Raw genomic sequence first — 26,716 nt, 5'->3', positions numbered from 1 at the left:
GAGCTTCCCGCCGGCCTGGCGCGCTGGTACCTCAGCGCCATGGCCAGACCGATCTCGTTCTTCACGACCGCGCTATGCACGCTGCTGGGGCTCGGGTGTCAGGCCCGGGACGGCGCCCCGCCGGCCGCGCCGGCCCCGAGCGCGTCCGCTTGCCAGCCCGCCGACTGCGGCCCCCTCGCGATGATCGCCCGCGTCTGCGACGATGGCTCCACCGGCACCCCGCAGTGCGCGCGCGCCGAGGGCGGGGCGTGCCGGTGGGAACACGTCTGTCCCGGCGCGAAGCCGGCCTCCGGGGCGGCGGCCCCTGGGCCGAGCGAGCCCGCCCCGCCGGACGCTCAGCAGCCGGATCCTCCGCCGCCGGCCACGGCGCTCGCCGACACGAACGCCGCGTTCGCGCAGCGCCTCTACGGCAAGCTCGCCGCCTCCAGAGACAAGCTCTTCTTCTCGCCGGCGAGCATCTCGACGGCGCTGGCCATGACCTACGCCGGCGCCCGCGGCGAGACCGCGGCCCAGATGGCGAAGACGCTCGAGTTCACCCTCCCGCCCGAGGCGCTCCACGCCGCCTTCGGCGGGCTCATCAAGGAGCTGGCGCTGGCGACCGGGCCCCAGGGGCCCGAGCTCCGGATCGCCAACCGGCTGTGGGGCCAGGCCGGGCTGCCGATCGAGCCCGCGTTCCAGAGCACCACCCAGCAGCACTACGGGGCAGGGATCGAGCTCGTCGACTTCAAGGGCGGGAGCGAGCCGGCGCGGGGGCGCATCAATCAATGGGTCGAACAACAGACGAACGGGAAGATCAAGGACCTGATGCCCGCCGGGAGCATCACCGGCCTCACGCGGCTCGTCCTGACGAACGCCGTCTACTTCAAGGGGAAGTGGGCGACGCCCTTCGACAAGAAGGCCACCAAGAACGAGCCGTTCACGGTCAAGCCCGGGACGGCGCCGGCCGTGCCGATGATGCGCAAGACGCTCCTGGCGGGCTTTGGAAAGACCGCTGACGCCTCGGTGCTGGAGCTCGCGTACGAGGCGCAGAGCCCCGAGCGCCGGCTGGCCATGGTCGTCGTCCTGCCCGCGCAGGTGGACGGGCTGGCGCAGGTGGAGCAGCGCCTGGCAGCGGGGCAGCTCAAGGCGTACGTGGATGCGCTCGAGCCGGCGCGGGTCGACGTGGCGCTCCCGCGCTTCAAGATGACGGCCGAGCTCGAGCTGTCGGCGACCCTGAGCGCGCTGGGGATGCCGCTCGCGTTCGACGAGAAGAAGGCCGACTTCTCCGGGATCACGAGGGCAGAGCCGCTCTACATCTCCCAGGTGCGCCACAAGGCGTTCGTGGAGGTCAACGAGGAAGGGACCGAGGCCGCCGCGGCCACGGGGGTCGTCATGACGACACGATCCGCCCCGGCGCCGCCCCAGGCGTTCCGCGCGGATCACCCGTTCGTGTTCCTGATCCGCGACGTGGCGACTGGCACCGTGCTGTTCATGGGCCGGGTGACCGACCCGCGATGACGTCGCTCCCGGCGGAGGGGGCCGAAAGTCTGCGCGGAGCTCTGGAGCGGGGTGCAGATTCGTGCGCTACGGGCTCATCCGCGTCGTTCGGCTCGCTGCGGCGTACTTGCGTACGCCTCACTCGCCTGCCTAGCGGCTGAGCCCGTAGCGCACGAATCTGCACCCCGCTCCTGAACCGCCGTACGATGAGCCGTTTTGCCGGGCCTTCACAGGGTCCGCCAACCCCCGATGTCAAGGAGCGAGCGATGAAGAACGAAGACGCCGCGAAGGTGTTGCATGCCGTCCGTGACCTGGCCCCCGCGATCGCCTCACGGAGCGCGGAGATCGAGGAGGCGCGGCGCCTCCCGGCGGATCTCCTCGGTCAGCTCAAGGCGGCGGGGTGCTTCCGGATGTTCCTGCCGAGGAGCCACGGCGGCCACGACGTCGATCTGCGCACGGGGATGGACGTCCTCGAGGCGCTCGCCCGCGCGGACGGGGCCACCGGCTGGACCGTGATGATCGGCTCGGAGAGCCCGCACCTCTTCGCGCTCCTGCCGCGCGAGCGCTTCGACGCCATCTACGCCGGCGGGCCGGACGTGATCATCGGCGGCGGCTTCAACGCGCAGGGCGAAGCCCACGCGACGGACGGCGGCTACCGGGTCACCGGGCGCTGGAGCTTCGCGAGCGGCTGCGAGCACGCCAGCTGGCTGTTCGGGAACTGCGTGATCATGGACGGCGGCCGCCCGCGGATGGGCGAGGCGCGCGAGGTGCCGGAGATGCGGGGCATGCTGTTCCCGGCGAGCGAGGCGCGCATCATCGACACCTGGTCCGTGCTCGGCCTGCGCGGCACGGGCAGCCACGATATCGCGCTGGAAGGGGCCTTCTGCCCCGAGGCGAACACCCTCGATATCTTCCGGGGCCAGCCGTCGGTGGCCGGGCCGGGCTTCGTCGCGCCCGTCCTGCACTTCGCGCTCCACATGGGGGCGGTGGCGGTGGGGATCGCCCAGGGGGCGCTCGACGACATCGTGACGCTCGCGGCCTCGGGCAAGAAGCGGCTGTATGCGCGCGCCCAGCTGGCAGACTCTCCGCTGTTCCAGGTGAACCTCGGCCGCGCCGAGACGAGCGTCCGCGCCGCCCGCGCCCTGCTGCGCGACATGGGGGACGAGCTCTGGGCCGCGTGCGTGAACAACCCTGGCGCCGCCCTCGCGGTGGCGCCGCGGATCTCGGGCGCCCTGGCGTGGGTGACGGAGGTGACGGCCCGGGCCGTGGACACCTGCTATCAGGCGGGCGGGGGCGGAGTCGCCCGGAACGCGTCGCCCTTGCAACGGCGGTTCCGGGACATTCACACCTTCTCCCAGCACGCCGCCGCCGCAGAGGGCTGGTTCGGCCAGGTCGGCGCCGCGCTCCTTGGGCAGCCGACGGGCCTCTGGACCTGAACCTTAGCGATCACCGTCGTGGTCGTGAACGTGGTCGTGGTCGTGAACGTGGTCGTGGTCGTGGTCGTGGTCGTGGTCGTCAACGGCTCGTCGTGAACGTGAACGTCCCCCGGAGATCGCCGCTCTCAACTCCCACGATTCACGTCGGCCGGCGGACGACCACGTCCACGACCACGTCCACGTCCACGACCACGTTCACGTTCACGACCACGTTCACGACCACGACCACGTTCACGACCACGACCACGTTCACGACCAACGCGGTATAGGTGGTCGTATTGCGCCCCGCCCCGCTCGCCCCGCTGGTCCTCGCCGCCATCTCGTTCGTCGCCTGCGCCGGTGCCCCGCGGCAGGCCGATGCGCCCGCGCCGCCGCGGCCCCGGGCGGGCGCCTGCCCGGCCCGTCCGGCCTGCGACGCGCCGCCGCCGGAGGCCTTGCCGCGCGGGTTCAGGCACACGCGCTCGCGCCTCGTCGCGGCCGGGTGGCCGCGCCACCGCGGGCGCGACCTCTTCGCGCGCGCCGACGGGCCCCAGTGGGCCATCGCGAAGTTCGCTTACGGGCCGCAGGACGACGATCTCGAGGACGAGGACGTCGAGGCCTATCTGCTCCGCGGCTGCAGCGGCGCCTGGGAGCGGCTCGGCACCTTCCGGACGAGCGACGACGACCACCCGCACCCGACGACGGAGGGGATCCCGGACACCGGCGGGCGCGTCTACATCGACCTCGCCGCGGGCCGGCGCCTCGAGGTCGGCCGGCACCGCGTCCACCTCGCCGTGGCCGGCGACGCCACGAGCGCGGACCTGTTCATCGAGGTCCTCCCGCCAGGCGCGCAGGTGGCCGTGACCGACGTCGACGGGACGCTCACGTCGAGCGAGGTGGCGGTCGTCAGCGAGCTGGTCGGCGGCGCCCCGCCGGCCGCCCACCCCGGCGCGGCGGACGCGATGCGCGCCCTCGCCGAGAGCGGGATCTACCTTTTCTACGTGACCGCGCGCCCCGAGTGGCTCGTGGGCAGCACGAGGGTCTGGCTGCGAGAGCAGGGCTTCCCGCCGGGCATCCTCCACACCACCATCGGCGTCACCGGCGCGTTCGGCGGCGCGGCGGCCAAGTACAAGACCATCGAGCTCGGATGGCTCAAGGCGCGCACGGGCATCGTGCCCTCCTTCGGCTTCGGCAACATGCCGAGCGACGTGGCGACGTACACGGCCGCCGGGATCGCCCCCTCGCGGTGCTATTATTACAAACTCGGCGGCGATCTCCGCGGCGGCGTGCCCCACGACGACTACCGGGGCCTCGTCCGGGCGCTCTTCCGCCCACAGGCCGCCTGCGCGCCCTGAAGGACGCGCTCGCGACGCGAGCCTCCGCCCCGCGGGCGGGGCGGGCGCGCCTGCATCAGGGAGCGCCCCCGCCGCCCATCGCTGGATCACTGCGGGATGTCGATCACGTCCTCGCAGGTGAAGTCGACGCCCAGGGACGCCTCCGGATCGGACTGTATGGCGTTGCACACGCTCTCGCAGAGCTCGATCTGCGACGGGTTCGACGGATTGTCGTAGCGCCAGGCGTCGTCGCTCGCGCACTCCTGATCGTACGCGACGGCCTTCGGTTGGCCCCCTCCGCTCGTGTACGTCACGCGCACCCGCTGCTTGTCGAACGTCCTCCCGTCGGGCGCCGCCGGGATCGCGACGTTGCACGTCACCGCGGCGCCGCGGATCTGGTCGATGGCCGCCCTGAACGCGGTCGCGGTCGCGTCGGGGTTGCCGGTCTCGATGATGAAGGCCTGCCCCGTGCCGCCCGCCTCGGCGATGTCGCGCAGGTTGTCGACGTTCCCCGGCTCGTCCTCCGGCGGGTTCGCCACCCCGATCACGTAGGTCGGGATGTTGTCCTGTCGCGCCCCCTCGACGCGCTGGACGACGGCCTCGATGGAGTCCGCCTGTCCGCCGCAGCGCTGCGGGTAGCCGTCGGTCACGAGCACGAGCGCGTACTTCCCGGGGCTCTCCTGGCGCTGCCGCTCGATGAAGGTCACCGTCCCATCGACAACGAACGCCGTCGGCGTGCTCGTGCCCCAGTCGTCGTCGGTCGCGGGCGTGACGTCGTCGATCGCCTTACCGAACGCCTCGGAGGGCAGCGGCGTCATCTCGACGTCCGGCGCGCTGTAGGTTCTGGCCTCGCACATCCGCCGCTCGCCGGGGAAGAACGTGAGCGAGGCGGTGAGCCCCGCGGACGCCGGATCCGTGAAGAACTGCTTGGTCGCGGCGACGACGGGATCCCACTTGAGCTCCTTGCTGTGCGAGGGCCTGTCGTTCATCCCCATGCTGCCCGACACGTCGAACGCGACTGCCAGGTACACGGGCTGGAGCCCGGCCTGGGCCGTTTGCGTTGCGCACGCCTCGCCGGCGCCGGTCGAAGGGCCAGCGCCGCTGCTGGGGTTGCCTGAGCCCGAGCCGCTGCCCGAGGTCACACCCCCTGAACCGAAGCCGCTGTCGTCGCCTCCGCTCCCGCTACCCGAGCCGTTCGCGGCGCCCGAGCCACTCTGATTCTCGTCGCCGCCGCCGCCGCACGCCGCGCTGGCCACGGCGACCGTGAACAAGGCAATGCCCATAGCAGGCAATCTCATGGCCTGACTCCTTTTTAAGTAAGTGCCGGCGCTGCGCGCCGGTAGAAAAGCAGACCAACCACACGAGTCCTCAGGAGCCGACGCATCGCCGGACCACGCTCCTGAAGACTCGCCACCCATGCCCAGTATAGGCCATCGCGCAGCGCATTGCGAGATGCGCCTTCCCAAAGTTCGTATCAATTTTGTGTCTTTGTTACACGCCGCTTCCACGCCGCTTCCACGCCGCTCTCACGTCGCGGCGCCCTCAGCGCAACTCACCGGTGTGGCCGCACGCCTGTATGCCCGTGTGACCTGTGTGCGCACACGCGCGCGTGCCGGTGCTACGGTTCGCGCCTGATGGTCCGCGCAGTGTGTTTCGATCTAATGGATACTGTCCTTTACGACCCGTACCGGGAGGCGCTCGCCGCGGCGATCCGGTCCGCCGCGCCCGCCGCGCCCGCCGCGCCCGCGCCTCCCGAGATTGCGAGGCACCGCGACCCCACGTGCTGGCCTGCGTTCGAGATCGGCGAGATCGATGAGGCCGAGTTCGCTCGCCGGTTCTTTCGTGAAGGCGCCGAGGGGTTCTCGTTCGACCTCGACGCGTTCAACCGGGTGCGCCGCGCGGGATATCGCTTCTTGCCCGGCGTGCGGGAGATCGTCGCGTCGCTCGAGGGCCGCGCGCTCAGGTTCGTGGCGAGCAATTACCCCGTGTGGGTCGAGGAGGTGCGCGAGGCGTTCGCGCTCGACGTCCTGTTCGAGGGCGTCTATTCGAGCCACCACCTGGGCGTGCGCAAGCCGGCGCCCGAGTTCTTCGATCGGCTCATGGCGCGCATCGGGGTCGACGCGGGCGAGTGCCTCTTCGTCGACGATCGCGCGGAGAACTGCGAGGCGGCGGCCGCATTCGGGATGCGCGCGCACGTGTTCGACGGGGCCGCGGGGCTGCGCGCGCGGCTGGTCGGAGAGGGGCTGCTCGGCGCGTGACGGGCTCGCCCCGCTCCGCCCCGCGCGTCAGAGCGCCGCGCAGAGCGGGCACGAGGCGCCCGCGTGCGGCGCGTCGCCGCGATGGAGATCGAGGATGGCGCGGGAGATCTGCGCGAGCTCGCGCCGCACCTCGCGGCGCATCCCCTTCACGCGCGGGATGGCCATCGTGTCGTAGGCCGTGGTCTGGTGCCGCATCCAGGCGATCACGGCCGACTCGGCGCGCTGCGCGACCGGGATCCGCTCGGTGCGGGCGACGGTGCCGCTGCCGACCGGCGTGGCGTGCAGCGTCACCTTGGTCGCGACCGCCCGCGCGAGCGCGGCGTAGCGCGGCGAGAACCGGAGGAACGCGGCCACCGCGGCCTCGAACTCGCGCACGTACTCTTCCTGGTCGCGCTCCCTCCGCCGGGCGTCCGCCTCCCGCTTCTTCGCGTACGAAGGCGTGCTGCGCTCGGCCTCGAGCGCGGCGCGGGCGGCCTCGATGGTGGCGGCGGGCGCCCAGAGGCCTCGGGAGAACGTCTTCCTCCCGCGCTTCTCGACCACCATCCAGGATGGGCCCGCGAGCTTCACCCGTCGGGTGAGCCCGGCGTCGCCCGGGGGCAGGCACGCCCAGCCTTCGGGCGGCGAGAGCAGCGCGCCGTCTGGCGCGCGGAAGCGGCGGGGATCCGGGGTCGGGGCCAGGGTCAGGCACTCGGGCATGGCGAACCGGCGGCGTGCTAGGCCAGGTCATGCCGCGCGTCCAGCGCCGGCCGGCCGCCTCCGTCGCCCGGCGCCGAAGCGGCCCCGCCGGGTGATGGTACGCTCCGCACCAGCGAGGGGCGCTCGCCGGTGTCCGCCCCGGCGCGGCCAACAGGACAGGAGGACAGCGTGTCGGACGACGATCGCACGAGGTGGGACGCCCGCTACCGCGAGGGCGGCGGCGATCCGGGGGAGCCCTCCGCCGTGCTCGCGGCGCTCGATCCGCTCCTGCCCCGGCGCGGGCGCGCGCTCGACCTGGCGGGCGGCGCGGGTCGTCACGCCCTGTGGCTCGCGCGGCGCGGGCTCGACGTGACGCTGGCCGACATCTCCGAGGTCGGGCTCGGCATCGCTCGGAGCGCCGCGGCGAAGGAAGGGCTGGCGCTGCGCACGGTGGCGCTCGACGTCGAGCGCGACCCGCTCCCTGCCGGGCCGTGGGACCTCCTCCTGATCTTCTATTTCCTCGAGCGCCGGCTCGCGGCCTGCGCGGCGGAGCTCGCCCCGGGCGGCCTCCTCGTCGTCGTGCACCCGACGCGGTCGAACCTGCTGAGACACGCGCACCCGAGCGCGCGCTGGCTGCTCGATGACGGCGAGCTCCCGGGGCTGCTCGGCGAGGCGCTCGAGGTGGTCCGCTACGAGGAAGGGTGGCTCGAGGAGGGGAATCACGAGGCCCGCCTCGTCGCGCGGCGTCGGGGCGCCGCGGCGCCTCCTCCGTGACGGCGGCCCGCCGCCGACGTCGCGCGACGACCACGACGCACGAGCTCCGCGCAGACAGCTGCCAGGCGCTCGGCGTCGTATTGCGTCGGTCCCAGCCTTGCCGCGACCCGAAGATCGCGCTTTGCTCGCGCCATGCGCTTCGCTCGCCTCGCGCCTCCGGATCAGGATCGCCCAGCCTTCTTCGCCCGCCTGGACGGCGCAGCCGCGCTCGTCCTGGACGCGCCGCCCTGGCTCGGCGGCAAGACCACGGGGGAGGCCGTGGCGTGGACCGACGTCGATCTCGCCTGCCCCGTGGTCCCCACGAAGATCGTGTGTGTGGGGCGCAATTACGCGGCGCACGCCCAGGAGCTGGGCAACGACGTCCCGGTCGAGCCGCTCCTCTTCCTCAAACCGCCCTCGGCGCTCATCGGTCCTGGCCAGTCCATCGTGCTCCCTCCGGAGAGCCAGCGGGTCGAGCACGAGGCGGAGCTCGGCGTGGTCATCGGCCGCCGCGCCCGGGACGTGCGACCGGAGCACGCGCTGGATCACGTGCTCGGGTACGCCTGCCTCGGCGACATCACCGCACGGGATCTGCAACGGAAGGACGTGCAGTTCACGCGGGGCAAGGGGTTCGACACGTTCTGCCCTGTGGGCCCGTGGATCGAGACGGAGCTCGATCCCGGGGCGCTCCGCGTGCGGGCTGTCGTGAACTCGCAGGTGCGGCAGGACGGGCTGACGGCGCAGATGATCTGGGGCGTGCCCGAGCTGGTCGCGTACATCAGCCGGGTGATGACGCTGGAGCCCGGCGACGTCATCGCGACGGGGACGCCCCAGGGCGTGGGGCCGATCGTGTCCGGCGACGAGCTCGTCATCGATATCGCCGGCGCCACGGCCGAGACGCGCGGGATCGGCGCGCTGCGGGTGTCCGTGACCGCGCGGGGCGACGGCGCGAGCGGGCGCTAGCCCGGCGAGCGGCCCGGGTCGACGCTCGAACCCCGGCGCTCATCTCATGGAGACGCTCACGTCAGCCCTTCCGCTGCTCTGATATCCTTCCACGAGCATCGAGACCTCGCTCAAGCTCCCCATGTTCATCCCCAGCCTCTGCCATGCGTCAAAGTGGTTGGCGACGGTGATGGTTCCGCTCGTGCGCTTCTGCTTACGAACGCTCCAGAACTGATAAGGGGCATTGATGCCATCAATCGCGAGCACCTCGGATCGCTGGGTTTTGTAGATGTCATAGACGCCTCCGTCGCTCGTGACGGTGCCCATGGTTCCCGGTCCGCCAGGGGGACGCCAGGTGCCCCAGCCATCAATGATATAGTATTCCACGGCCGGGCTCTTCGTCCACCCATAGACCCCCAGGTAGGCATTGCCGTTTGGCCGAAAGTCGGCCTCGTAGGTCACGATCTGATTCGCCGACCCGGGCCTCAGGCCTTTACGGCCCAGCAGGTTGTTGATATCGCTCCATTCCATGCTGAAGCCATCCGCGGTGTTGGTCAGGCATCCGGTCCCCTGGTCCTTCCAGAGTTGATAGGTGAAGCCGCAGTGGTCGCCAGTTTGATTGCTGCAGACCGGCTGTTCGGATGTCGTGCACGTGTCGGGTGCGCCGCCGGCCCCACCCTCCCCGCCTGCGCCGCCGGCCCCGCCGCCCGTCACCGAGCTGCTGCTCGACGACGAGGCCCCGCCGGCCCCGCCGCCCGTCACCGAGCTGCTGCTCGACGACGAGGCCCCGCCGGCCCCGCCGCCGCCCGTTCCCGAGCTGCTGCTCGACGACGAGCTCGAGCTGCTGCTCGACGACGAGCTCGAGCTGCTGCTCGACGATGAGCTCGAGTTGCTGCTCGACGACGACGAGCTGCTCGACGAGGAGTCCAGGACTTCGAGGTCCTCGCCCACGGCGCGCTCGACGTTGCACGCCAGCAGGCCGCATGCGACCGAAGCGGATAAGTAGACAAGCAAGGGAGCGACGCGCATTGAAGGGTTCTCCATGATGAACCGGCTGAGCCTCAAACTTCTGATCTAGATGGATTCATGAACCCATCGAGCCGTCTGCGGCCCCTTCGATCCAGCGGTCAAAACTCGAATGTTCCGGCGAGCGTGCCCATGTTCCCGGCGATCATGGATGCACCCGCGGTGCCTGCGCCGACCACAGGCCTGGCGATCACGACGTTTGTCGAAGAGACACTCACATGCGAAAACCCCGTGTGATGGGGATGGGCATCACTTCAGAGAAAGCAAGAGCACCCCCGACGCGCAGCCGCAAGAGGCAAGTAATCCCCACAGTCGCCTCACTCGGAGTCGGCCCTTGCGCGATCCCGCTACCGACTGCGGCGCCCGGCTGAGAGGGGTCCGGACCGCCAAGGGAGGTTTGGAATATTCTTATAGCCACGAGGCGAAAGTCAAGGGTCCTTACTGCTTCATCGCGACAGTTTCGCTGTTTCGCCGTGGCGTGCCTTGCAAGATACAGCCACGCTGCGCGCACGGGTTCAATCATGGACCTCTGTCGACCCTCACTTCGTTCACCCTCCTGGAAAAGCGACGAGTGCTCGATCCGGGCGGTTACGACGGCGGAGGCGAAGGTACCCAGGGCGGAACGGCCACGTCTGCGCTGCGCAGCACTGGTGCGTTGTCAACCAGAAAGCGCGCCATGCGAGGCACCTCGACTCGCTGGTAAGGCCCGCTGGGTAACCACCCGGCCATCGCCATAGGCACGGCCCCTTGCGGCTCTCGCCGGGGTCGACGATGCTGGGCGAGGGGCGGCGCCTACTCGCCGTCCGAGCGGCCCCGGGCGGACAACACGAGAGGGTCGGCGAGGTGCTCTCCCCCGTCCCTCGGTGCCGAAGACGAGCTTTGCGTCGTTCGGGGCGCGTCGGCGCCGCTGGCGGCCGAAGCCGGGAGCGACGCTCGCGCCCACGCGTTGGGCAGCAGCTGATCCAGTCGTTCGCGCGGCCAACCCGCCTGCAGCTTGCCGATCACGTTCGTCGCCCGGACGAGCAGGTTGACAGGAGTTTGCTCCCGGGGGGTTAGCAGACCGTCGACGACCGCGTCGAGCAGGATGGGAGCGAGCCCGCACGGCAAAGGGGGCGCTCGGGGTGTCTGGTCCTTGATAAAGAAAGCTTGTCGCGCACCATCCTCGGGTGGCGAGCGCTGCGAGCTCGTCCTCTGGCATGGGGGCGGTTCTGCTGCGCCGAGTTCGTCCACGTCGGTCCGGCCTCGGCCGTGCCGCCGCCCACCGCAAGCGCCGGCGAGTGCTGCCAGGCGGCGCTTGTGGACGTCGGCCCCGCCGTGGCGACATCCACGCCGGGCAGCGCTGCCTCCGAGCGGTGCCCGAACACCGGCCCTGCGACCGCGCGCAGCCCCGAGGCGGTCACCCGTCCGATGCCGCGCACGCCGCTCGGCCGGCTCTCGCCGAGCGAGAGCCCCGCCCCGCTCCGCGCGCAGGCCTCCGGCGCGCAGGACGCGCCCGGTGCGCTCGGCCTCGCCCACGTCGCGCTCGACGGCGACTGGCTCCACCCGCGGCGGGGCGTGCAGGGCGAGGGCTTCGCGGGCCGCGGTGGCTTTCGCGTCGTCACGGTGTTGCCCCAGGGCGCTCCGCGCCCCTCCCCTGCTCCGCCGGACAGCTCGCCGGCCGAGCCAACCACGCGGCCCGAGCTCGCGCCGCCCCGACCGCTGCTCGAGCGGGCTCTGCTCGCTGTGGCCGCGCGGTTTGACTACCGGCCGATCGGCGGCGCGACGTGGGGGACGTTCGCGCCCGACGGAGACCTGCACATCGCTCTGTCCGTCGTCGAGGGCCCCGGGCCGGGTCAGGCGCGGTGGACGGCCCTGGAGCTGCCGAGCACCCCGCGCCCGGCCATCTACGAGGCGCTGAGGGGCCGTCAGGGGCCTCCTGGCCTCGGGCCGGTTATGTTCTCGCGCGAGGTCTGGGCGGCGCTCCGCGCCGGCACGCTCGACGCCGGCGGCGCTCTTCTGCACGGGGGTCGCCTGCATGACCTGGGGTGGTGGTTGAACGGGCGCTTCTTCTTCGCCGCGCGTCTGGTGCCCGCCGACGAGCACCCGTGAGCCCGACCAACCCCCGCCGCCGCGGCCTGCTCGTCCCTCCCTTGTAACTGCGCCCGCGCCGCAACGAGGCCCCGCCCACCCGCGCTCTCAGCGCGTGAAGTTTTGGACGGCCCAGACTTTGCCGCTGCTCGTCGTGTAGAAGCCGCAGGCGACTTGGGTGACGGAGTCGTCGGTCATGTTGATGAAGTGGCCGTACATTTCGTAGCAGTCGCCGGTGCAGTTTGCGGTGGGTGGCGGGCCTTCGTCCCACATCTGTTGCATGCACAGGCCGATGACTTTGCTGTTGGAGGAGTAGCCAGGGCAGGAGTTTTGCGAGCCGCCGGGCTCACAGATTTTTGCTTGGATGCCGGCGTGAGACATGTTGTGATCGGCGTCGTATTTCGCCATCTCGTTGGCGCAGGCTTCGCCGTCTTTGCGGCGCTTGAGCGCCGGCAGGCAAGCGCACTGCGTGAGGAACTGGTTGATGCGATCGACGCAGTCTTGCGCGAGGTCGCCGGTGCTCGGCGGTGGGTCCAGCTTGCAGGCGAGGTCCTTGACGCAGGCCCCGCCGCCGCCGGTTCCGCCGCTCGCTCCGCCGGCTCCGCCACTCGCCCCGCCGGCTCCGCCATTCGCTCCGCCAGCTCCTGCCGACGCTCCGCCGCTCGCTGTGCCCGCGCTTCCCGAGGAGCCGCCGGCTGGCATGCCGCCCGTCGACGCTCCGCCCATCGCGGCTCCTCCTGTCGTTGCGCCGCCATTCGTCGCATTGCCGCCGGCGCTCGTCGCGCCTCCGTTTGGTTGGGTGACGCCGCCAGTGCCGCTCGTGCCCGGGGCGCCCGCGGCGGCGCCCCCTGCGCCTCCCGAGCCGCCGGGTTCGTCTGGCGAGCTGGAGCAGGCGAACGCGAACGCGAGCACGCTGAAGGAAGCGATACGCATACCTGCAAGTGTGGAGCTGCTACGACTAACCGATCAAGTAAAAGGAGGATGACGCGAGGGGTTCGAAAATTCCGCTGCATTTGGACGAGTTTCGCTTCCCACCGCTCGCTTCGTTACGGACAGCTCTTGAGGTCGACGGACGCCGTGTAGATTTCTTAGCAGCTCCCGCCCCCCGCCAGCAGCGCGCGAGAGTTCGTGAGCGGACAGTCGGTCCTTTATCTATCTCGGGCGGCAGTTCCGGCTCCGCTTGCTCCCCGAGCAGGACCCGCGCCCGCTGACCCTCCGCGGCGGATGGCTAGCACTACTGCGGGAGGTCGCCCTGAGAAGCGAACCGCCAAACCGCCAAGGGCGCCAAGAAACCAGAGAAATAAGAGGGGGAATGCCGGGATGACCCTCCCCCTCTTCTCTTGGCGGCCTCGGCGCCTTGGCGGTTTTTCTGCTGACCCGGGGCAACTTCCCGCAGTAGAGGTAGCACACGAAAATTTCCGCCCGGAAGGGGATCGTCCTCTGGAAGCCCGATGCGAACAACGATGTCGTGGACATCGCTCCAGCCTGGCAGCGTCATTTCGAGGGTGCGCACCAGCGCCCTTGTGGCCGCATGAGAACTCATTGTTCAGCCCTAGCACTTTTTCACGATTTCTGAGGTAGCGACTGATTCGGGCGCCATGTAGCGCGACGCTGGCGCGCTCCGACCTCACCAGCGCCCCCGTCGATCCCGCGGCCGCCCCCCGGCATGCTCGACCAAGCCGACGGCGACCTCGATCCGGCCTCGTGCTCGCGAACCTCACCCCGGCCATGCTGAAGAGCTCGCCGGCCACATGGCCGAGCTCGACCACCGCCCCGAGCGCACAGCACCGAGCATTGGTGTCCACCATCGCGTCCACTCGCTCAAGTTCCCCATGTCGTGTTCCAAATGGGTGGGTCGAGGGTTCCGCCGCCCGCGTTCTCGACCTTGTCGTTGACCCTCCGAGCGACAAATTGGGCACCATCCACGATCGCCTGTGTCCAGTCCACCTGTTTCAGCCGAACCCTGTCATCATCCTTGAACCCGAGAATCTCCACGGCAACAGACCACGTAACGCCATCGGAATCGAGCCGCACATCACTGATTCGAAGCGTGATGGTCCGCTTCGGACTACCGTCCACTGGGGTAAAGATCGTGGTCAGCTCAAGCATTGGACCTCACTTGCAGCTATCCTCGCATTTGCGAAGACACTTGGAATAGTCGGCATTACACTTCGCGCGACACGTTGACGTAGGATCGCGTTTTGTGCAGTCCTCATGACAGCCGTCGTGAATTGCGTCACAGTTCAGCTTGCAGCGCTCCTTGCAATCCCCATTCGCGCCATTCACCCACCGGCACGGGCCGCACGACTGCGCTCCCGAGCCGAGGTGCACCCCGTTGGCATACTCACATCGCTCCTTGGCCTCGTCCAGGCTCGCATGATCGCCCTGGTAGAGCGAGGTGCAGGCGCCTGTCTCTCCCCAGTTCTTGCACTGAGTCGAGCCAGCCTTCCACGTGACCGTGCACTCGGCGAGCTGTGAGCCGCCACTGCACGGATCCTCGTCGTAGCCGGTGTGGTTCTGCGGCTGTAGCGGGACATACCCGAAGCCTCCGACCCCGCCAGTAGGGGTGATGATGCCCCCGCCGGCCCCCTCCGTTCCATGACCCCGGACGTAGCACTCTCCCATGTCGAAGTTGCACCCCGTGAGACCGAACACCAGAAGAACGATCCGCCTCTTCATTTCGACTCTCCCCCGAACCTCCAGATAGGCCCAGCCGTGACCATCAGGACCATGCTGCCAGGAAGGACGCGGCTGCTCCCGCCGGCCCAGTCCACGTTGACGCTCGTCGACGCCCCCAGGCGACCGGCGAAGTACCAGTCGGACTGGGCGCGGCCCCCCGGAGCGATCCCCATCACGCGGTCGCAGATCACGGCGCCGCACACCTGCATCATGTAGACCGACAGCGACGGCCCGAGGCTGACGTTGCCGGTCTTCGTGGTGTACCCGAGCGTCACCGCCGTCCGATCGTAGACCCCGACGCCTGCCCCTGGGACGACGCTGAGCACGTTGTGGACTTCGATCCGGAAGTCGCCCGTCCTGCGCCACAGCCACCCGATGAAGGGGCTCACGGCGAGCCGGGGCTCGGTCCCTACCTGGATCCCACCGACGCTGACACCGCCGCTGAACTCGAGCGCCAGCGCCGGGACGGGGGCCGCGACGAGGCTGCAAGCGCAAAGCAGGCCGACCTTGCCGTGGAAGCGCATCGACATGGTGAAGGCTCCTCGCCGAGCTGCGACACGCCGAATGGGGACACGCGCCATTGTTCTTGGTGGGATCTGGGCGTCAAACAGAAACTCGGCGAGTGATCCGAAGAGACAGGAGTGGACCCGTCCTGGGCGTACACTGATGTGCTGGCAGTGATGTGACTGGGAGTCTTCTTCAGCCGAGTGGTCGGCGAACAGCACGCGTCCGGAAATCCGCGGCGCCGCGGCGATCTCGTTGGACGCACCAGAAGAGACTGCGCAGGAGAGAGCCAGAGTCGCGCAGGAGATCTAGCGGCGCTGCGCAGGACGAGGCCAAGGCCGCGCAGGAGAGCCAGCGGCGCTGCGCAGGAGGCGGCCGTGGCTGCGCAGGAGAGCCAGCGGCGCTGCGCAGGAGGCGGCCATGGCCGCGCAGGAGCGCCGCCGGCGCTGCGCAGGAGGCAGCCATGGCTGCGCAGGAGCGCCGCCGGCGCTGCGCAGGAGGCAGCCATGGCTGCGCAGGAGCGCCGCCGGCGCTGCGCAGGAGGCAGCCATGGCTGCGCAGGAGCGCCGCCGGCGCTGCGCAGGAGGCAGCCATGGCTGCGCAGGAGCGCCGCCGGCGCTGCGCAGGAGGCAGCCATGGCTGCGCAGGAGGCGGCATTCAGTGATGAAGGACACAGAATCGACGTGCAGGAGGCCGGTTGAGCTGCGCAGGAGCCGCGCAATAGTGAGCAAGGACACACAACGGTGGCGCAGGCGGGCGGCCGCGCGGTTATGGAGCGTTATCCCCCGCCTCGGCCTGTGCGGGCGCGGGCCGACGACAGGCCCGCGAGAGCGCCCCCTCTCCCTCATCGGGGTTCACCAAGCGCGTTCAGGGCACCAAGCCCGCCCCCCCCGGCAAGTCACCAACGTGGTCGTGGTCGTGAACGTGGTCGTGGTCGTGGTCGTGGTCGTCAACGGCTCGGTCGTGAACGTAGACGTCCCCAATCGTCGCCCAAGGTTTTCGCGGAACGTTCACGTCCACGATCGTGTCGTCGACGACACGACCACGACCACGACCACGACTGAAGATCCCGCACATCTTTTTTTGATCCGTTTCGGACCCGCCAAGCGTCTGAAATGTCATGGGAAATCCCGATGTGCCGGAAGCGACGCCGTCGCTCGTGCGCGAGTTCGAGACGGTGCAGCTGGGCGACGCGCGCCTGCATCAGCGGGTCCGGGCGGTGGTGGCACGGCTGAGCGTCGCGCCGGGCGAGAGCTTCCCGGACTCGCTGAAGACAGAAGCAGAGCTGGAGGGCTTCTACCGGCTCCTTGGCAACAAGCGCGTGTCGTATGGTGCGCTGGTGCAAGCCCACAGCGAGCAGACCCTCGAGCGGATGGCCGGTCACGACACGGTTCGCGCGGTGCATGACACCACCGCGGTCGCTTTCGACGGCGACGGCGCACGCAAAGGGCTCGGCCCGCTCAACGGCAAGCACACCCAGGGCTTTTTGGCGCACGCGACGCTCGCCGTGGCCACCGACGCGATCAACCAGCCGCTCGGACTGCTGGGGCTGGCCTGCTGGGCCCGCAAAGCCTCCGCCCTGTCCAAGAGCCCACGCAAGAAGAACAGGACGGGCAGCGACTATGCGCGCGTGACCGACAAGGAATCGACGCGCTGGCTGCGGCAGGTGGAGGCGGCCGAGCAGGCCGTGGGCGACCGCACGTCGCTGCTGCACATCATGGATCGCGAGGCCGACGCCTACCCGCTTCTGTGCGCCATGGTCGAGCAGGGCCACCGCTTCGTCGTGCGCATGGCGCGGGATCGGAACGTGTTGGAGTTGGCCGAGGATGAGGAGGAATCGCTCGACGACAGCGCACCGCTTCGGCTGAGCGAGGCGCTGGTCGAGCTGCCGATCCGGCTTAGCCGCGAGGTCGTGCTCACCCAACGCCGCACCGGCCCTGTACCTGCGAGCAAGCGTGCGCACCCCGAGCGCTCGGAGCGGAGGGCCACGCTGGGCGTCGGCGCCCGGCGCGTGGCGCTGCGCCGTCCGTACTACCTGCCCGAGCTGGCCGAAGAGCTCGCAGTCAACATCGTGTGTGTGCAGGAGATCGACACGCCAGCGGGCGAAGAGCCGGTCGCGTGGGTGCTGGCGACCAACGAGCCCGTCGACACGCCCGACCAGATCGCTGCGATCGTCGACCATTACCGGGCACGGTGGCTCATCGAGGAGTTCTTCAAGGCGCTCAAGACCGGCTGCGCCCTCGAGACGCGCCAGCTCGAGAGCTTCCGGAGCCTGACGAACGCGCTGGCGCTGTTCGCCCCGATCGCGTGGCAGATGCTGCTGCTGCGCTCTCTGTCGCGCCTTGAGCCCAACGCGCCCGCGGAACGAGCCCTGAACCCCACGCAGCTGAAGCTGCTGCACCAGCACCAGCCCAAGAAGCTGCCGGCGCAGGGGGCGACGGTAGTCGATGCGCTCTACGCCGTTGCCGGTCTCGGTGGACACCTCAAGCGCAACGGTCCCCCCGGTTGGCTGACGCTCGCGCGCGGAATGCAGACCTTGCTCATGCTGGAGATGGGCTGGAACGCCGCCGTCGCCAACACAGCGAAAACTAAGGGGGAAATGTGATCAATCCTCAGACGACCACGACCACGTTCACGACCACGTTCACGTTCACGTTGGTAATCGCCGGGGGCGCTGACGCGGCGCTACCTGTCGACAGGGCGCTCGCTCAGACCCCAGCGCCCTCCCGCAGAACGATCGTCACGTGCGACAGCCCGGTCCCGCCGAGGAGCATCGCCTTCACCAGGAACTCGACCATCGTGTCGAGGCACTCGGCGGGCGAGAATCCCGCCCTCCCCGCCCCGAGCAGCGGCAGCGCCATGCTCCGGAGCTTCATCGTGTCCGCGTGATAAAAGCACCCTTCCAGGAGCCGCAGGATGAGGTCGCGCGTCGGCCTGTAGGTCGCCACGTGATCCCAGTCGAGCGTGATCGCGTGGAACACGAACCGCGCGTTCAACCTGCCAGCGGAGCTGACCACCACCCCGCCGTGACGCACGGGAACGTACTTGCGCGTCTCCATGTGGCACACGCCGCCGCTCGCGTGGTTCAGGGCGAGCGCCACGCCGCCCGACATCGTGAGCTGCCCGTCGTCCGCGCTCACGAGCGCGTCGGCCGACACGCCTGCGATGTTCGCGCGCACGATCGAGAGCGTCCTGTCCCCGTGGAACTGGAAGGCCGTGACCGGCCCCGCAGGGCCGCCCGACAGGAGGGCGGGCCGGAAGCGCTTGTACTGCTCCATGTACACGCGGAGCGTCAGGTCGTGCGGGTCCCCCCATCGGGTGCTCTGGGCGCCCACGAGGGCGGTGTCGATCTCCTCGAACGACTGGAAGCGGTCCTTCGGGTCCTTGGCCAGGCAGCGCTCCAGGACGGCCTGCACGTCCTCGTCGAGCTCGGGACGGAGCGCCCGCGGCCGGGCCGGGATGTCCTGCCGGTGCGCGAGCAGGAGCGGCAGGAGCTCCTGCTCCTCGAACGGCCGCTGGCCCGTGGCCGCGTGGTAGAACGACGCGCCATAGCTGTAGATGTCCGCGCGCGTGTCGCTCTCCTGCGGGCTCCACGCCTGCTCGGGCGCCATGTAGAACGGCGTCCCAAGCACGGTCCCCATCGCGGTGAGGGGCTGCTCCCGGAGCGCCGTGGGCCCCGTCGTGGCGGTCAGGCGCGCGAGGCCGAAGTCGGCGACCTTCAGCTCCCCTGACGGCGCGATCAGCATGTTCGACGGCTTCAGGTCGCGGTGCATCACGCCGAGCTCGGTCGCGGCGGCCATCCCCCGCGCCGCGTGGAGCATGTAACGCCGCAGATCGTCGAGCGGCAGCGGCCCGCCCTGGAGCCGCGCGGCCAGCGACGGGCCGCCCACGTATTCCATCACCATGAACGGCGATCGGCTCGAAAGGAAGCCGAAGTCGTAACAGCTCACCACGTGCGGCGACTTGATGAGCGCCGAGATGCGCGCCTCGCGCAGCATCCGCTCCCCGGCGTTCGGATCCGTGTGCCCGGTGAGCACCTTGATCGCCACGACCCGAGCGAGCGCGAGGTGGCGCGCGCGGAAGACGGCGCCCATCGAGCCCACGCCGAGCAGCCCCTCCACGCTGTACCGGCCCGCGAGCTCCTTGCCCAGCGTCGACGCGTCGATCATGAACGGACCATCGCTTGCACCAGCGATGATGTTCGGAACCCCGCGCGCCGCGGTCAAGGGGCACGGCGCGCAGCGCGGATCAGACGGCGTACGCCGCGGGAGCGCCGCCCTGCGCGCGCTGGCGCGGCGCCTCGCGCAGCCTCGCGATCTCGGCCTCGACGCGGGCTCTGAGGCGCGGATCTTCGGCGAGGCGCCTGGCCCAGAGCCGCTTGATGCGCACCCACACGGTGCGCCGGATCGCGCGCTCGCCGAGCGCCGCCGCGCCGCCGCTGCGCTCGGTCGCGACGATCAGCCGGGCATAATCGGCCGCATGCAGCGGGCCACAGACGGCTTCCCACGCGCCGACATAGGCCGCGTCGAACCTGTCGCGGAGCGCCCGCTCGCGGCTCCTGGCCTCTTCCGTCATCGAGTCCCGCCACCGCCGCTCGGCCTCTGCCCAGCGCGCCTCGGACAGGCCGTGCGCCTTGAGCACGTCGGCGCGGGGGACAGGCTTCTCGGCGAGCTCCGCGGTGATGATCGCGCACCGCTCGAGGCTCACCTCCTCGCCGTCTCCGAGCGGCGGGAGCGGCCCGGAGGGCGATTCGTCCTCGCGCCGGAGGACGTGAAAGAAGCGGGACGCGGCAGGTCGCTCGGGCTCACGCACGAGGACGCCCGAGGCCGGGGCGGCGTAAGAAGAAGACTCGACGGGCGGCGGCAACACCTCGACGGGCGGCGGCAACACCTCGACGGGCGGCGGAGCATCCTCCAGCGCGAGGGTCGCGAGCCCGATGGACGGGCCGGGCGCCGGTGAAGCGAGGGCGCCGGACCAGGGCGCGCCGACGATCGGCGCCCTGAGCTCGAGGCGCGGCGCCGACCTCGGGTCGAAGAAGAACGGGATCGCGGGCCGCTCGCCGACGAGCACCTCCTCCTCGCTCGACAGGGCGAGCGTCGCGCTCACGGCGGCATCGATCAGCGGTCGCGCCGGCTCGGGCCGGCTCTGCCTCGCCGATCCCGGCGCGGCCGCGAACGGAAGCACCAGCGCGCGCACCGCCGCCTCGCCCTGCTCGTCGGAGAGCGCGACCGTCTGCTGCGGCGACGGGCGCTGGATCAGGTCGATGATCTCGATCTCGTCGTCCGAGAGGTGGATGGTGCACCCCGGATCCCCGTCCCGAAGGCGCGCCGGGCCAGGCGCGCCGGGCGCGTCCTCGATGTGCACGGTCCCTTGCGGGCCGATCCGGAGCGCGTCCGGAGCCGCTCCCGGAGCGCCCGAGGCCCGCCCGAGGCGCAGGTCGGGCCACGCGAGCTCCTCGCCGTCGACCGCGACGCCGGCGACGATCCGCACGGCCGCGAGGGCGCCGTCGTCGACGGGGACGATCTGACGCCACACGACCGTGCAGCGCTGCTCGGCGCCGTCGATCCGGAGCGTGTCCGCGTTGAGCTCGATGACGTCGCCCCCCGTCGCAGGAGGCATGGCGAGCCCGTGGATCCGCGCCATGCCGCGCGCCCGGGGCAGGCGCATCTCCAGCCGGCGAGCGGCCGGGTGCAAATTCTCGAGCACGATCCACTCGTCGCCGCGCAGATAGTCGATCCGCTGGTCCGGGGGCGCCGCCTGGAAGTACGACCAGTCGAAGCCGGCAGGGATCTCCGCGTTCGGGCCCTCGAGCGTCTCGCGCCGGGTCTTGCCGAGCAGCCGCTTGCGCACGGGCCAGGCGCGCGCGATCGGGCCGAGCCCCGCGGGCCGCGCGGGGTCCTGCGGGTCGAGGACGCGGGCCTCGCCGTCGCTCGCGTCGATGCCGAAGGGGTTCTCCAACCCGTTCGCGCCGCGCGCTGCCTTCTCGTACACGAGGGGCATCCGCTGGAACGGCTTCCTGTCGCGGACGAGGAGGCGTTTGTCGAGCGCGCAGCCGCTCGCGCCGAAGACAGCGAGCCGCACCGGCAAGGACTCGACGTGCGCCCCGTCAGGGGCGTGCGCGTCGCCCGTGAAGAGCACGTCCGCGCGGCCCAGGTAGGGCGCGAGATCGCCGGTGAACCGGACGCTCCGCGCGGGGTTCTTGGCGTGATGCACCTCGGCGCGGAAGATCTCCTGCGGCTCCGTGCGCCACATGGCCGCGCCCGGCGTGAACGCGAAGCTCGCCTTGACGATGATCGTGATGTAGCGCTGGCCCTGCGTGCGCCACGAGACGGCGGCGGCCTCCGCGCCCGGGAGCGACGCCACGGCGTCGGGGGGCAGCGCGCTCACGACCGCCTCCTTTTGTAGAAACACCTCGCCATCGCTCGCATCGCGTCACGCATCGCTCTGCGACAAGTGAACCCGCTCAAGGTGACCATCGCGTTGCAATCGCGTGATCCGCGTGTGGAGCCGGCGCGGCGGCGAGGGCGTTGGCAGACGGGGACCGGCGCCGCCGCTCACCCGCCGCACGGGTTCGCCCGGCACGCCCGGACGAAGCCGATCTCGCTCTGCCCCGCCTCGATCTGTTCGATCCACCAGCCGAGCCCCGGGTGAGCGGCCCGGATGAGCGCCGCCGTCTCCGCGAAGCGCGCCGTGTCCCCCCGCGCGGCGTAGATCTCGGCGCGGAGCGCCTGGGCCTCCGGCTCGTAGACGCCGCGGAGCACGTCGAGGATGGCCGGGTCCACGTCGCCGAGCGGCTGCGGCCCGTACAGCAGATAACGCAAGATGCTGTCGAAGCGGAGCGGATCGCCCGGCTCCACGCGGCCCGTGACCGCCGCGCCGCTGTCCGGAGGGAGGCTCGTCCAGCGGCCCCAGGAGCCCGCGCGGGCGGCCTCGGGCGCGAGGCGCCCGAGCTCGCGCTGCTCCTCGGGGCTCGGCGCCGCGAGCTCGATCGGCACCGGCGCGCTCTCCGCGCGGTTCGGCGGCCCGACGTAGACGATCGCCAGCGTGTACTGCCCGGGATCGAGCCCCGCCGGGAGGTACGACGAGACGTCGATGAGCATGCGCCTGCACTCGCCCGGGCACAGGCGGAACACCGGCGTGCCGTGCTCAGGGAGCACGACCGGCGAGGGCTCGGTCCTCACGACCTCCTCGCCGGTGCCCGCCCGCGCGAGGTGGACGCCGATGGAGCCTGCGTTACCCGCCCAGCTCGGGCGCGGTAACCGCAGCATGCAGGCGCCAGGGCGATCGGCGCACAGCGTGATGGCCACGTGCAGGGGGAAGCCGAGCACATAGCGGCGATCGTGGTCGAGCGAGCGGAGCACCAGACCAGGCGGGCCGACCGGGTCCCCGGCGCTCCGCGTGTGTTCATCGGACATGACAGCCCCTCATCTCCATCGAAGTCCCCTGTTGTTCTCGAGGCGCACGCGCCGGGTCTCCTTCACGTGGCGCCCGCACAGGTCGTTGCCGACCCGCCTGTCGGTCCCAGGGATGAGCTGCTGGTCGGCGTCCACCATCCAGTGGGACCCGTAGTTCATGCAGCACGTCGTCCGGCGCGGCGTCCGGTAATCGAAGTAGCCGCACTTGTGCGGCATCCCGAAGGCGTGCGTGAGCTCGTGGACGATGGTGTGGAGCGTGCCTTGCTCGTAGCCGCGCCGGGGCTGCGCCGCCTCGGGATCCCACCACGCCCTGTGATGGGTGAAGAGGATGGTCCTGCCGGCGAAGTACCTCGCCGGCCCGACGTCGATCGTGGGGCTCATGCCGGCGACATAGGCGGCCCCTGAGCCCCGCACGTCGACCTCGGCGCTCGCGGGGATGCCGTAGCCCGGGGGCTCCCACGCCCCGTCCCTGCGGCGGGCCCGCGGGAAGAAGAAGAGGCGCCTCTCGTACGCGTGCGCCAGGGACCCGTCGCCCGCCGTGAACTGGCTCTGGATGTCGTGCGGCGCCAGCCAGAGGCGGGTCCGCGGCGGGTCGTCGAGGATGGCCGCGCTCGCGACCGAGAAGCTGATCTGCCAGCTTTCCCAGCGAAACGTGATGTAGCTCGCGTCCGGGTGGGTGCCAGGGATCTCCACGTACTCGCTGCGCCGCTCGCCCTCGCCGCCGTCCAGGATCGTGACGCTCCCGGAGAAAAGCACCTCGCCCCGGACCTCGGGCACCGGGTGCGGCTCGAGCGCGGCGATGAGGCAGAACCAGCCAGGGTCCCCGGCGTGCTCGAAGTGCTCGCTCACGAAGCGCGAGGCCATCTCGCCGAGCGCGTCCGCGTAGAGCGCCATGTGCTGCAGGTCCTGGATCACGCGCGCCTCGGTGAAATCGAGCTGCGTGAAGACGGGCTCGAAGTGCTCCGGCGCCTGCTCCACGGGCAACGGGGGCGCGCTCTCCATCCGGATGTACTCGACGTCGATCCGGCGCCAGAGCGTCATGATCCCGGTCTCGTCGCCGGCCGCCTCGGCGCCGCCGGCGGCGTCGAGCGCGGCGCTCACGATCAGGTTGTCTCCGGCGATATCGGTCATGTGGCGCCGGACCTTGCTCGTCCTCCCGACGATCGCCGTGCTCGCGCTGGTCTCCGTCACGTCGGACAGCGCATAGCCCTCCACCTCTTCCCAGCCAGGCGCCCTGTCCTGCGTTCCCTCGTTGTCGTCTTCGACCGGCCCCACATAGTTCCCCGCGGCGTCGTAATCGTTCTCGTCGAGGGTGGGAGCCCAGTCCGGGTGCACCTCCGGCCGCTCATTCGAGGGATCGTCGGGATCGCGCGCGCTCCAGCGGATCCGGGCTCCTTCTGGCAGCTCGCCCTCGGAGCTCGTCACCTCGACGGTGATCTCGACGAGCTGCGTATTCTTTGCCCACTGCCCGTCGAGATCTCGATTGATGTAGACGCGTCCTCGGTTATCGAGGCTCTTGTAACCGGGCTTGTATCCAGCCGCCCGCGTCGTCCCCGGCGGCGCCGTGCTGTCGGGAAAGCCCGGCAGATACAGGCCCTTGATGTCGACAATACGGACCGCGATCATCGAGGCGAAGCATTGCAAATGCCGCGCTCAGCTCGGCCGCCTCCGGGCGTCTCATCCCCCGCGGCGCCTGCCCTCCGCTTGTCGCTTTCTCCCGGCGCGCGTTCGTGCGTAGACTCCGCGCCCTCATGAGCTTCGAGCCAGTTGCAGGTTTTCGCTTCGGCGCCGTCAGCGCCGGGATCCGGAAAGACGGGCGCATCGATGTCGCGCTCGCGGTGGCCGATCAGCCGGCGGTCGTGGCCGGCATGTTCACGCGCAATCTCGTGCGCGCGGCGCCCGTGGACATCGCCATGCAGCGCGTCCGGTCGGGGCGCGCTCGCGCCGTCGTCGCCAACAGCGGGTGTGCGAACGCCTGCACGGGCGAGGCAGGGTGGAAGGCGACGCTCGATACGACGCGCGCCGTCGCCGAGTCCATCGGCGCCTCGGAGGACGAGGTGCTCCCCGCCTCGACCGGCGTGATCGGCGCCGTCCTGCCCGCGCACCGGATCATCGAGCGTGTCCCCGAGCTGTCGGCGCGCCTGTCGCCGAAGGGCTACCTCGATTTCGCCCAGGCGATCTGCACGACGGACCGCTGGCCGAAGCTCGCGCAGCGCAAGCTCGGCGCCGGCGCGACGCTGCTCGGCATCGGCAAGGGCGCCGGGATGATCCACCCCGACGTGGGCCCGCCCCACGCGACGATGCTCGTCTTCCTGTTCACCGACGCCGTGCTCGACGCCGGCGAGGCGAGCGAGGCGCTGGCGGCCTCGTGCGACGTGACGTTCAACGCGTGCAGCGTCGACGGGGACACCAGCACCAACGACACGGTGCTCCTCTTGTCCTCCGGCGCGTCCCAGCGCCGCGTCTCGCGCGACGAGCTCTCGGCGGGCCTCACCGAGGTCTGCGGCGAGCTCGCGCGCTCGATGGTGGCCGACGGCGAGGGCAGCACGCACGTCGCCGAGATCCGCGTCCGCGGGCTCGCGACGCGCGACGGTGCGCGCGCCGTCGCGCGCACGGTGGCCACGTCGATGCTCGTGAAGACAGCGCTGTTCGGCAAGGACGCGAACTGGGGGCGGCTGCTCGCCGCCGCGGGCCGCGCCGGCGTCCCCTTCGACCCGCGCGAGGCCCAGATCCTCGTCGGCGGGATCCCGATCGTGCGGAACGGCGCGCCGGTCGGGGCGGAAGCCGAGCTCAAGGCCAACGAGGTGCTCGCGCGCGACACCTACGTCATCGAGCTCGTGCTCGGCAGCGGCCCCGGCGACTTCGCGTACCTCACGAGCGATCTCGGACACGGCTACGTCGACGTGAACGCGGGGTACCGCTCCTGATCCTCACGGGGTGACCGGCCGGGCCGCTCGCAGGAGCGCCCCCGCGCCTTCGCCCTGACCGGAAGCGCCTGCTGCGGCATTCCACATCACTCCCGGGCCTCGAGCGCCGGCCGTCCCCCGCCTCGCCGCCGCGCGACCCCCCGCGGATCAGTGAACCTCGCGCGACGAGCGCAGGTGAACGCAGGTTCACAAGCGGGTTCACAAAATGAGCGCCTCGTCGGGCTTCCCGGCCCTCCTCTCCTGCCGCCCCGTGGCACGCTGCGTGTTAGCGCGCGTCATGGTAGTCGTGCGGGAAGGCCGCGCCGGTGCCGGCCGCCGCTGGAGGACTTCGATGCTTCTTCATTCCCCCCTTGCGAAGATCCTGGGTCGAGGCGCGCTGTTCCTGATGATCGCCGCGACCGCGACGGGCTGCGGCGGCTGTGGCGACGCGTCGCTCCAGTGCGACCCCGATGGCGACAACTGTTTCCTCTGCGACGGCTACGGGTGTCGCCCCGTGGAGCCGGACGTCGACACCAGCAGCGGCGGTTGGGGCGGCGCGGGTCCTGCAGACCCGGGTCAGGGCGGCGCGGGCCAGGGGGGCACGGGCGGCGCGGAGACCGAGTGCGACGCGGAGCTCACCACGTGTCCCTGCGAGGGCGACGGCGCGTGCGAGGACGGCACGCGGTGCGTCGACGGGCTCTGCATCGCGGCGTGCGAGTTCAGCTACGAGTGCGGCGACGGCAGGGTGTGCGTGAACGGCGAGTGCGCCGATGGCTGCTCCAACGCCGCGCCCTGCGCGGAGCCCGGCACGCGCTGCGACCGCGGGGTCTGCGTCCCCGACCCCGCGAACCCCGCGTGCAGCGACGCGGCCCCGTGCGAGGGCGGCGCGGTCTGCGTCGACGGCACCTGCACCACCGGCTGCGCGACGCACGCGGACTGCGCGCCCGGCGAGGTGTGCAACGCGGCCACCGGCGCGTGCATGGATGACCCCTCTCCTCAGCCCGGCTGCGGCGCCAAGGCCTGCGCGGCGCAGGGCCAGGAGTGCATGGATGACGGCTACTGCCACTACCCGTGCGAGAACACGCGGGCCTGCCAGCTCATCGACAGCCGCTTCGTCGGCTGCGACGACGGGTTCTGCAAGACGCGGGAGGAGGTCGCGCCGGAGTGCTCGCTCGACGAGCCTTGCCCCGACGGCGAGAGCTGCATCTCGGGCAAGTGCCTCTGATCCGCCGCACACCTTGACCGTCCGTCACGCGGCAGGTAATC

The 26,716-nt window shown here is 70.8% G+C and carries 22 protein-coding genes; 11 read left to right on the top strand and 11 right to left on the bottom strand.

Annotated features, from left to right (window positions below; genetic code table 11):
* The first annotated feature begins 39 nt into the window (after window positions 1-39).
* The 3 genes from WMF29_RS15960 (at window position 40) to WMF29_RS15950 (ending at window position 4,246) form a co-directional block, all read left to right on the top strand.
* Window positions 40-1,497 carry a serpin family protein gene (locus WMF29_RS15960; protein ID WP_437329652.1) on the top strand — a complete coding sequence of 486 codons (1,458 nt, stop codon included), beginning with the start codon at window positions 40-42 and terminating at the stop codon, window positions 1,495-1,497.
* Window positions 1,498-1,742: 245 nt separating this feature from the next.
* Window positions 1,743-2,912: an acyl-CoA dehydrogenase family protein gene (locus WMF29_RS15955; RefSeq protein WP_437329651.1), complete on the top strand. Its 1,170-nt coding sequence runs from the start codon at window positions 1,743-1,745 to the stop codon at window positions 2,910-2,912.
* Window positions 2,913-3,181: 269 nt separating this feature from the next.
* Complete coding sequence (locus tag WMF29_RS15950) at window positions 3,182-4,246, top strand: LNS2 domain-containing protein (RefSeq protein WP_437329650.1); 1,065 nt, start codon at window positions 3,182-3,184, stop codon at window positions 4,244-4,246.
* A gap of 86 nt (window positions 4,247-4,332) precedes the next feature.
* Here the strand turns inward: WMF29_RS15950 and WMF29_RS15945 are convergent, their stop codons facing one another.
* Window positions 4,333-5,523 carry a vWA domain-containing protein gene (locus WMF29_RS15945; RefSeq protein ID WP_437329649.1) on the bottom strand — a complete coding sequence of 397 codons (1,191 nt, stop codon included), beginning with the start codon at window positions 5,521-5,523 and terminating at the stop codon, window positions 4,333-4,335.
* Window positions 5,524-5,859: 336 nt separating this feature from the next.
* On the opposite strand from WMF29_RS15945, the gene WMF29_RS15940 reads away from it, so the two are divergent.
* Window positions 5,860-6,483, top strand: a complete 624-nt coding sequence (locus tag WMF29_RS15940; protein WP_437329648.1) for an HAD family hydrolase — start codon at window positions 5,860-5,862, stop codon at window positions 6,481-6,483.
* 27 nt (window positions 6,484-6,510) lie between these two features.
* Here the strand turns inward: WMF29_RS15940 and WMF29_RS15935 are convergent, their stop codons facing one another.
* Window positions 6,511-7,179 (bottom strand): DUF2293 domain-containing protein, encoded by a 669-nt coding sequence (locus tag WMF29_RS15935; RefSeq protein ID WP_437329647.1) that lies wholly within the window; start codon window positions 7,177-7,179, stop codon window positions 6,511-6,513.
* A gap of 168 nt (window positions 7,180-7,347) precedes the next feature.
* Here WMF29_RS15935 and WMF29_RS15930 point away from each other — a divergent pair, with 168 nt between their 5' ends.
* Together WMF29_RS15930 and WMF29_RS15925 are read left to right on the top strand one after the other, a co-directional pair.
* Entirely contained in the window at window positions 7,348-7,932 is a 585-nt protein-coding gene (locus WMF29_RS15930) for a class I SAM-dependent methyltransferase (protein WP_437329646.1), read from the top strand.
* A gap of 132 nt (window positions 7,933-8,064) precedes the next feature.
* Entirely contained in the window at window positions 8,065-8,874 is an 810-nt protein-coding gene (locus WMF29_RS15925) for a fumarylacetoacetate hydrolase family protein (RefSeq protein ID WP_437329645.1), read from the top strand.
* A 39-nt stretch (window positions 8,875-8,913) separates the two neighbouring features.
* On the opposite strand, the gene WMF29_RS15920 is transcribed toward WMF29_RS15925, so the two are convergent.
* Complete coding sequence (locus WMF29_RS15920; RefSeq protein WP_437329644.1) at window positions 8,914-9,567, bottom strand: glycoside hydrolase family 11 protein; 654 nt, start codon at window positions 9,565-9,567, stop codon at window positions 8,914-8,916.
* Here WMF29_RS15920 and WMF29_RS15915 point away from each other — a divergent pair.
* Entirely contained in the window at window positions 9,500-9,859 is a 360-nt protein-coding gene (locus tag WMF29_RS15915; RefSeq protein ID WP_437331271.1) for a hypothetical protein, read from the top strand. The genes WMF29_RS15920 and WMF29_RS15915 overlap by 68 nt on opposite strands.
* Window positions 9,860-11,025: 1,166 nt before the next feature.
* On the top strand, window positions 11,026-11,967 hold the full coding sequence (locus WMF29_RS15910) for a hypothetical protein (protein ID WP_437329643.1): 942 nt from the start codon (window positions 11,026-11,028) through the stop codon (window positions 11,965-11,967).
* A gap of 87 nt (window positions 11,968-12,054) precedes the next feature.
* Here WMF29_RS15910 and WMF29_RS15905 read toward each other — a convergent pair whose 3' ends face one another.
* The 4 genes from WMF29_RS15905 to WMF29_RS15890 all read right to left on the bottom strand — a co-directional run bounded on the left by WMF29_RS15905 (window position 12,055) and on the right by WMF29_RS15890 (window position 16,251).
* Window positions 12,055-12,672 (bottom strand): CAP domain-containing protein, encoded by a 618-nt coding sequence (locus WMF29_RS15905; protein WP_437329642.1) that lies wholly within the window; start codon window positions 12,670-12,672, stop codon window positions 12,055-12,057.
* Window positions 12,673-13,767: 1,095 nt separating this feature from the next.
* Complete coding sequence (locus tag WMF29_RS15900) at window positions 13,768-14,055, bottom strand: hypothetical protein (protein WP_437329641.1); 288 nt, start codon at window positions 14,053-14,055, stop codon at window positions 13,768-13,770.
* Between the two features lie 566 nt (window positions 14,056-14,621).
* On the bottom strand, window positions 14,622-15,155 hold the full coding sequence (locus WMF29_RS15895) for a hypothetical protein (protein WP_437329640.1): 534 nt from the start codon (window positions 15,153-15,155) through the stop codon (window positions 14,622-14,624).
* A gap of 841 nt (window positions 15,156-15,996) precedes the next feature.
* A complete protein-coding gene (locus WMF29_RS15890) occupies window positions 15,997-16,251 on the bottom strand; it encodes a hypothetical protein (protein ID WP_437329639.1) in 255 nt (84 codons plus the stop codon).
* On the opposite strand from WMF29_RS15890, the gene WMF29_RS15885 reads away from it, so the two are divergent.
* Window positions 16,250-17,734: an IS4 family transposase gene (locus WMF29_RS15885; protein ID WP_437325635.1), complete on the top strand. Its 1,485-nt coding sequence runs from the start codon at window positions 16,250-16,252 to the stop codon at window positions 17,732-17,734. The genes WMF29_RS15890 and WMF29_RS15885 overlap by 2 nt on opposite strands.
* A 103-nt stretch (window positions 17,735-17,837) precedes the next feature.
* Here the strand turns inward: WMF29_RS15885 and WMF29_RS15880 are convergent, their stop codons facing one another.
* The 4 genes from WMF29_RS15880 to WMF29_RS15865 all read right to left on the bottom strand — a co-directional run bounded on the left by WMF29_RS15880 (window position 17,838) and on the right by WMF29_RS15865 (window position 24,170).
* Complete coding sequence (locus WMF29_RS15880) at window positions 17,838-19,298, bottom strand: serine/threonine-protein kinase (protein ID WP_437329638.1); 1,461 nt, start codon at window positions 19,296-19,298, stop codon at window positions 17,838-17,840.
* Window positions 19,299-19,377: 79 nt separating this feature from the next.
* Entirely contained in the window at window positions 19,378-21,516 is a 2,139-nt protein-coding gene (locus tag WMF29_RS15875; RefSeq protein WP_437329637.1) for a DUF2169 domain-containing protein, read from the bottom strand.
* Between the two features lie 167 nt (window positions 21,517-21,683).
* Window positions 21,684-22,544 carry a hypothetical protein gene (locus WMF29_RS15870; RefSeq protein WP_437329636.1) on the bottom strand — a complete coding sequence of 287 codons (861 nt, stop codon included), beginning with the start codon at window positions 22,542-22,544 and terminating at the stop codon, window positions 21,684-21,686.
* Between the two features lie 9 nt (window positions 22,545-22,553).
* Window positions 22,554-24,170, bottom strand: coding sequence for a hypothetical protein (locus WMF29_RS15865; RefSeq protein ID WP_437329635.1), 1,617 nt, complete (start codon window positions 24,168-24,170; stop codon window positions 22,554-22,556).
* Between the two features lie 125 nt (window positions 24,171-24,295).
* Between WMF29_RS15865 and argJ the strand changes: the two genes are divergently transcribed.
* Complete coding sequence (argJ, locus tag WMF29_RS15860) at window positions 24,296-25,471, top strand: bifunctional glutamate N-acetyltransferase/amino-acid acetyltransferase ArgJ (protein ID WP_437329634.1); 1,176 nt, start codon at window positions 24,296-24,298, stop codon at window positions 25,469-25,471.
* Window positions 25,472-25,802: 331 nt separating this feature from the next.
* Window positions 25,803-26,675 carry a hypothetical protein gene (locus tag WMF29_RS15855; protein ID WP_437329633.1) on the top strand — a complete coding sequence of 291 codons (873 nt, stop codon included), beginning with the start codon at window positions 25,803-25,805 and terminating at the stop codon, window positions 26,673-26,675.
* Window positions 26,676-26,716 lie beyond the last annotated feature (41 nt).

This window comes from Sorangium sp. So ce381 (assembly GCF_051473845.1).
Classification (GTDB): domain Bacteria; phylum Myxococcota_A; class Polyangia; order Polyangiales; family Polyangiaceae; genus Sorangium; species Sorangium atrum.
The sequence above is the reverse complement of the archived record's forward strand: the minus strand, read 5'-3'. Positions and strand labels throughout refer to the sequence as shown.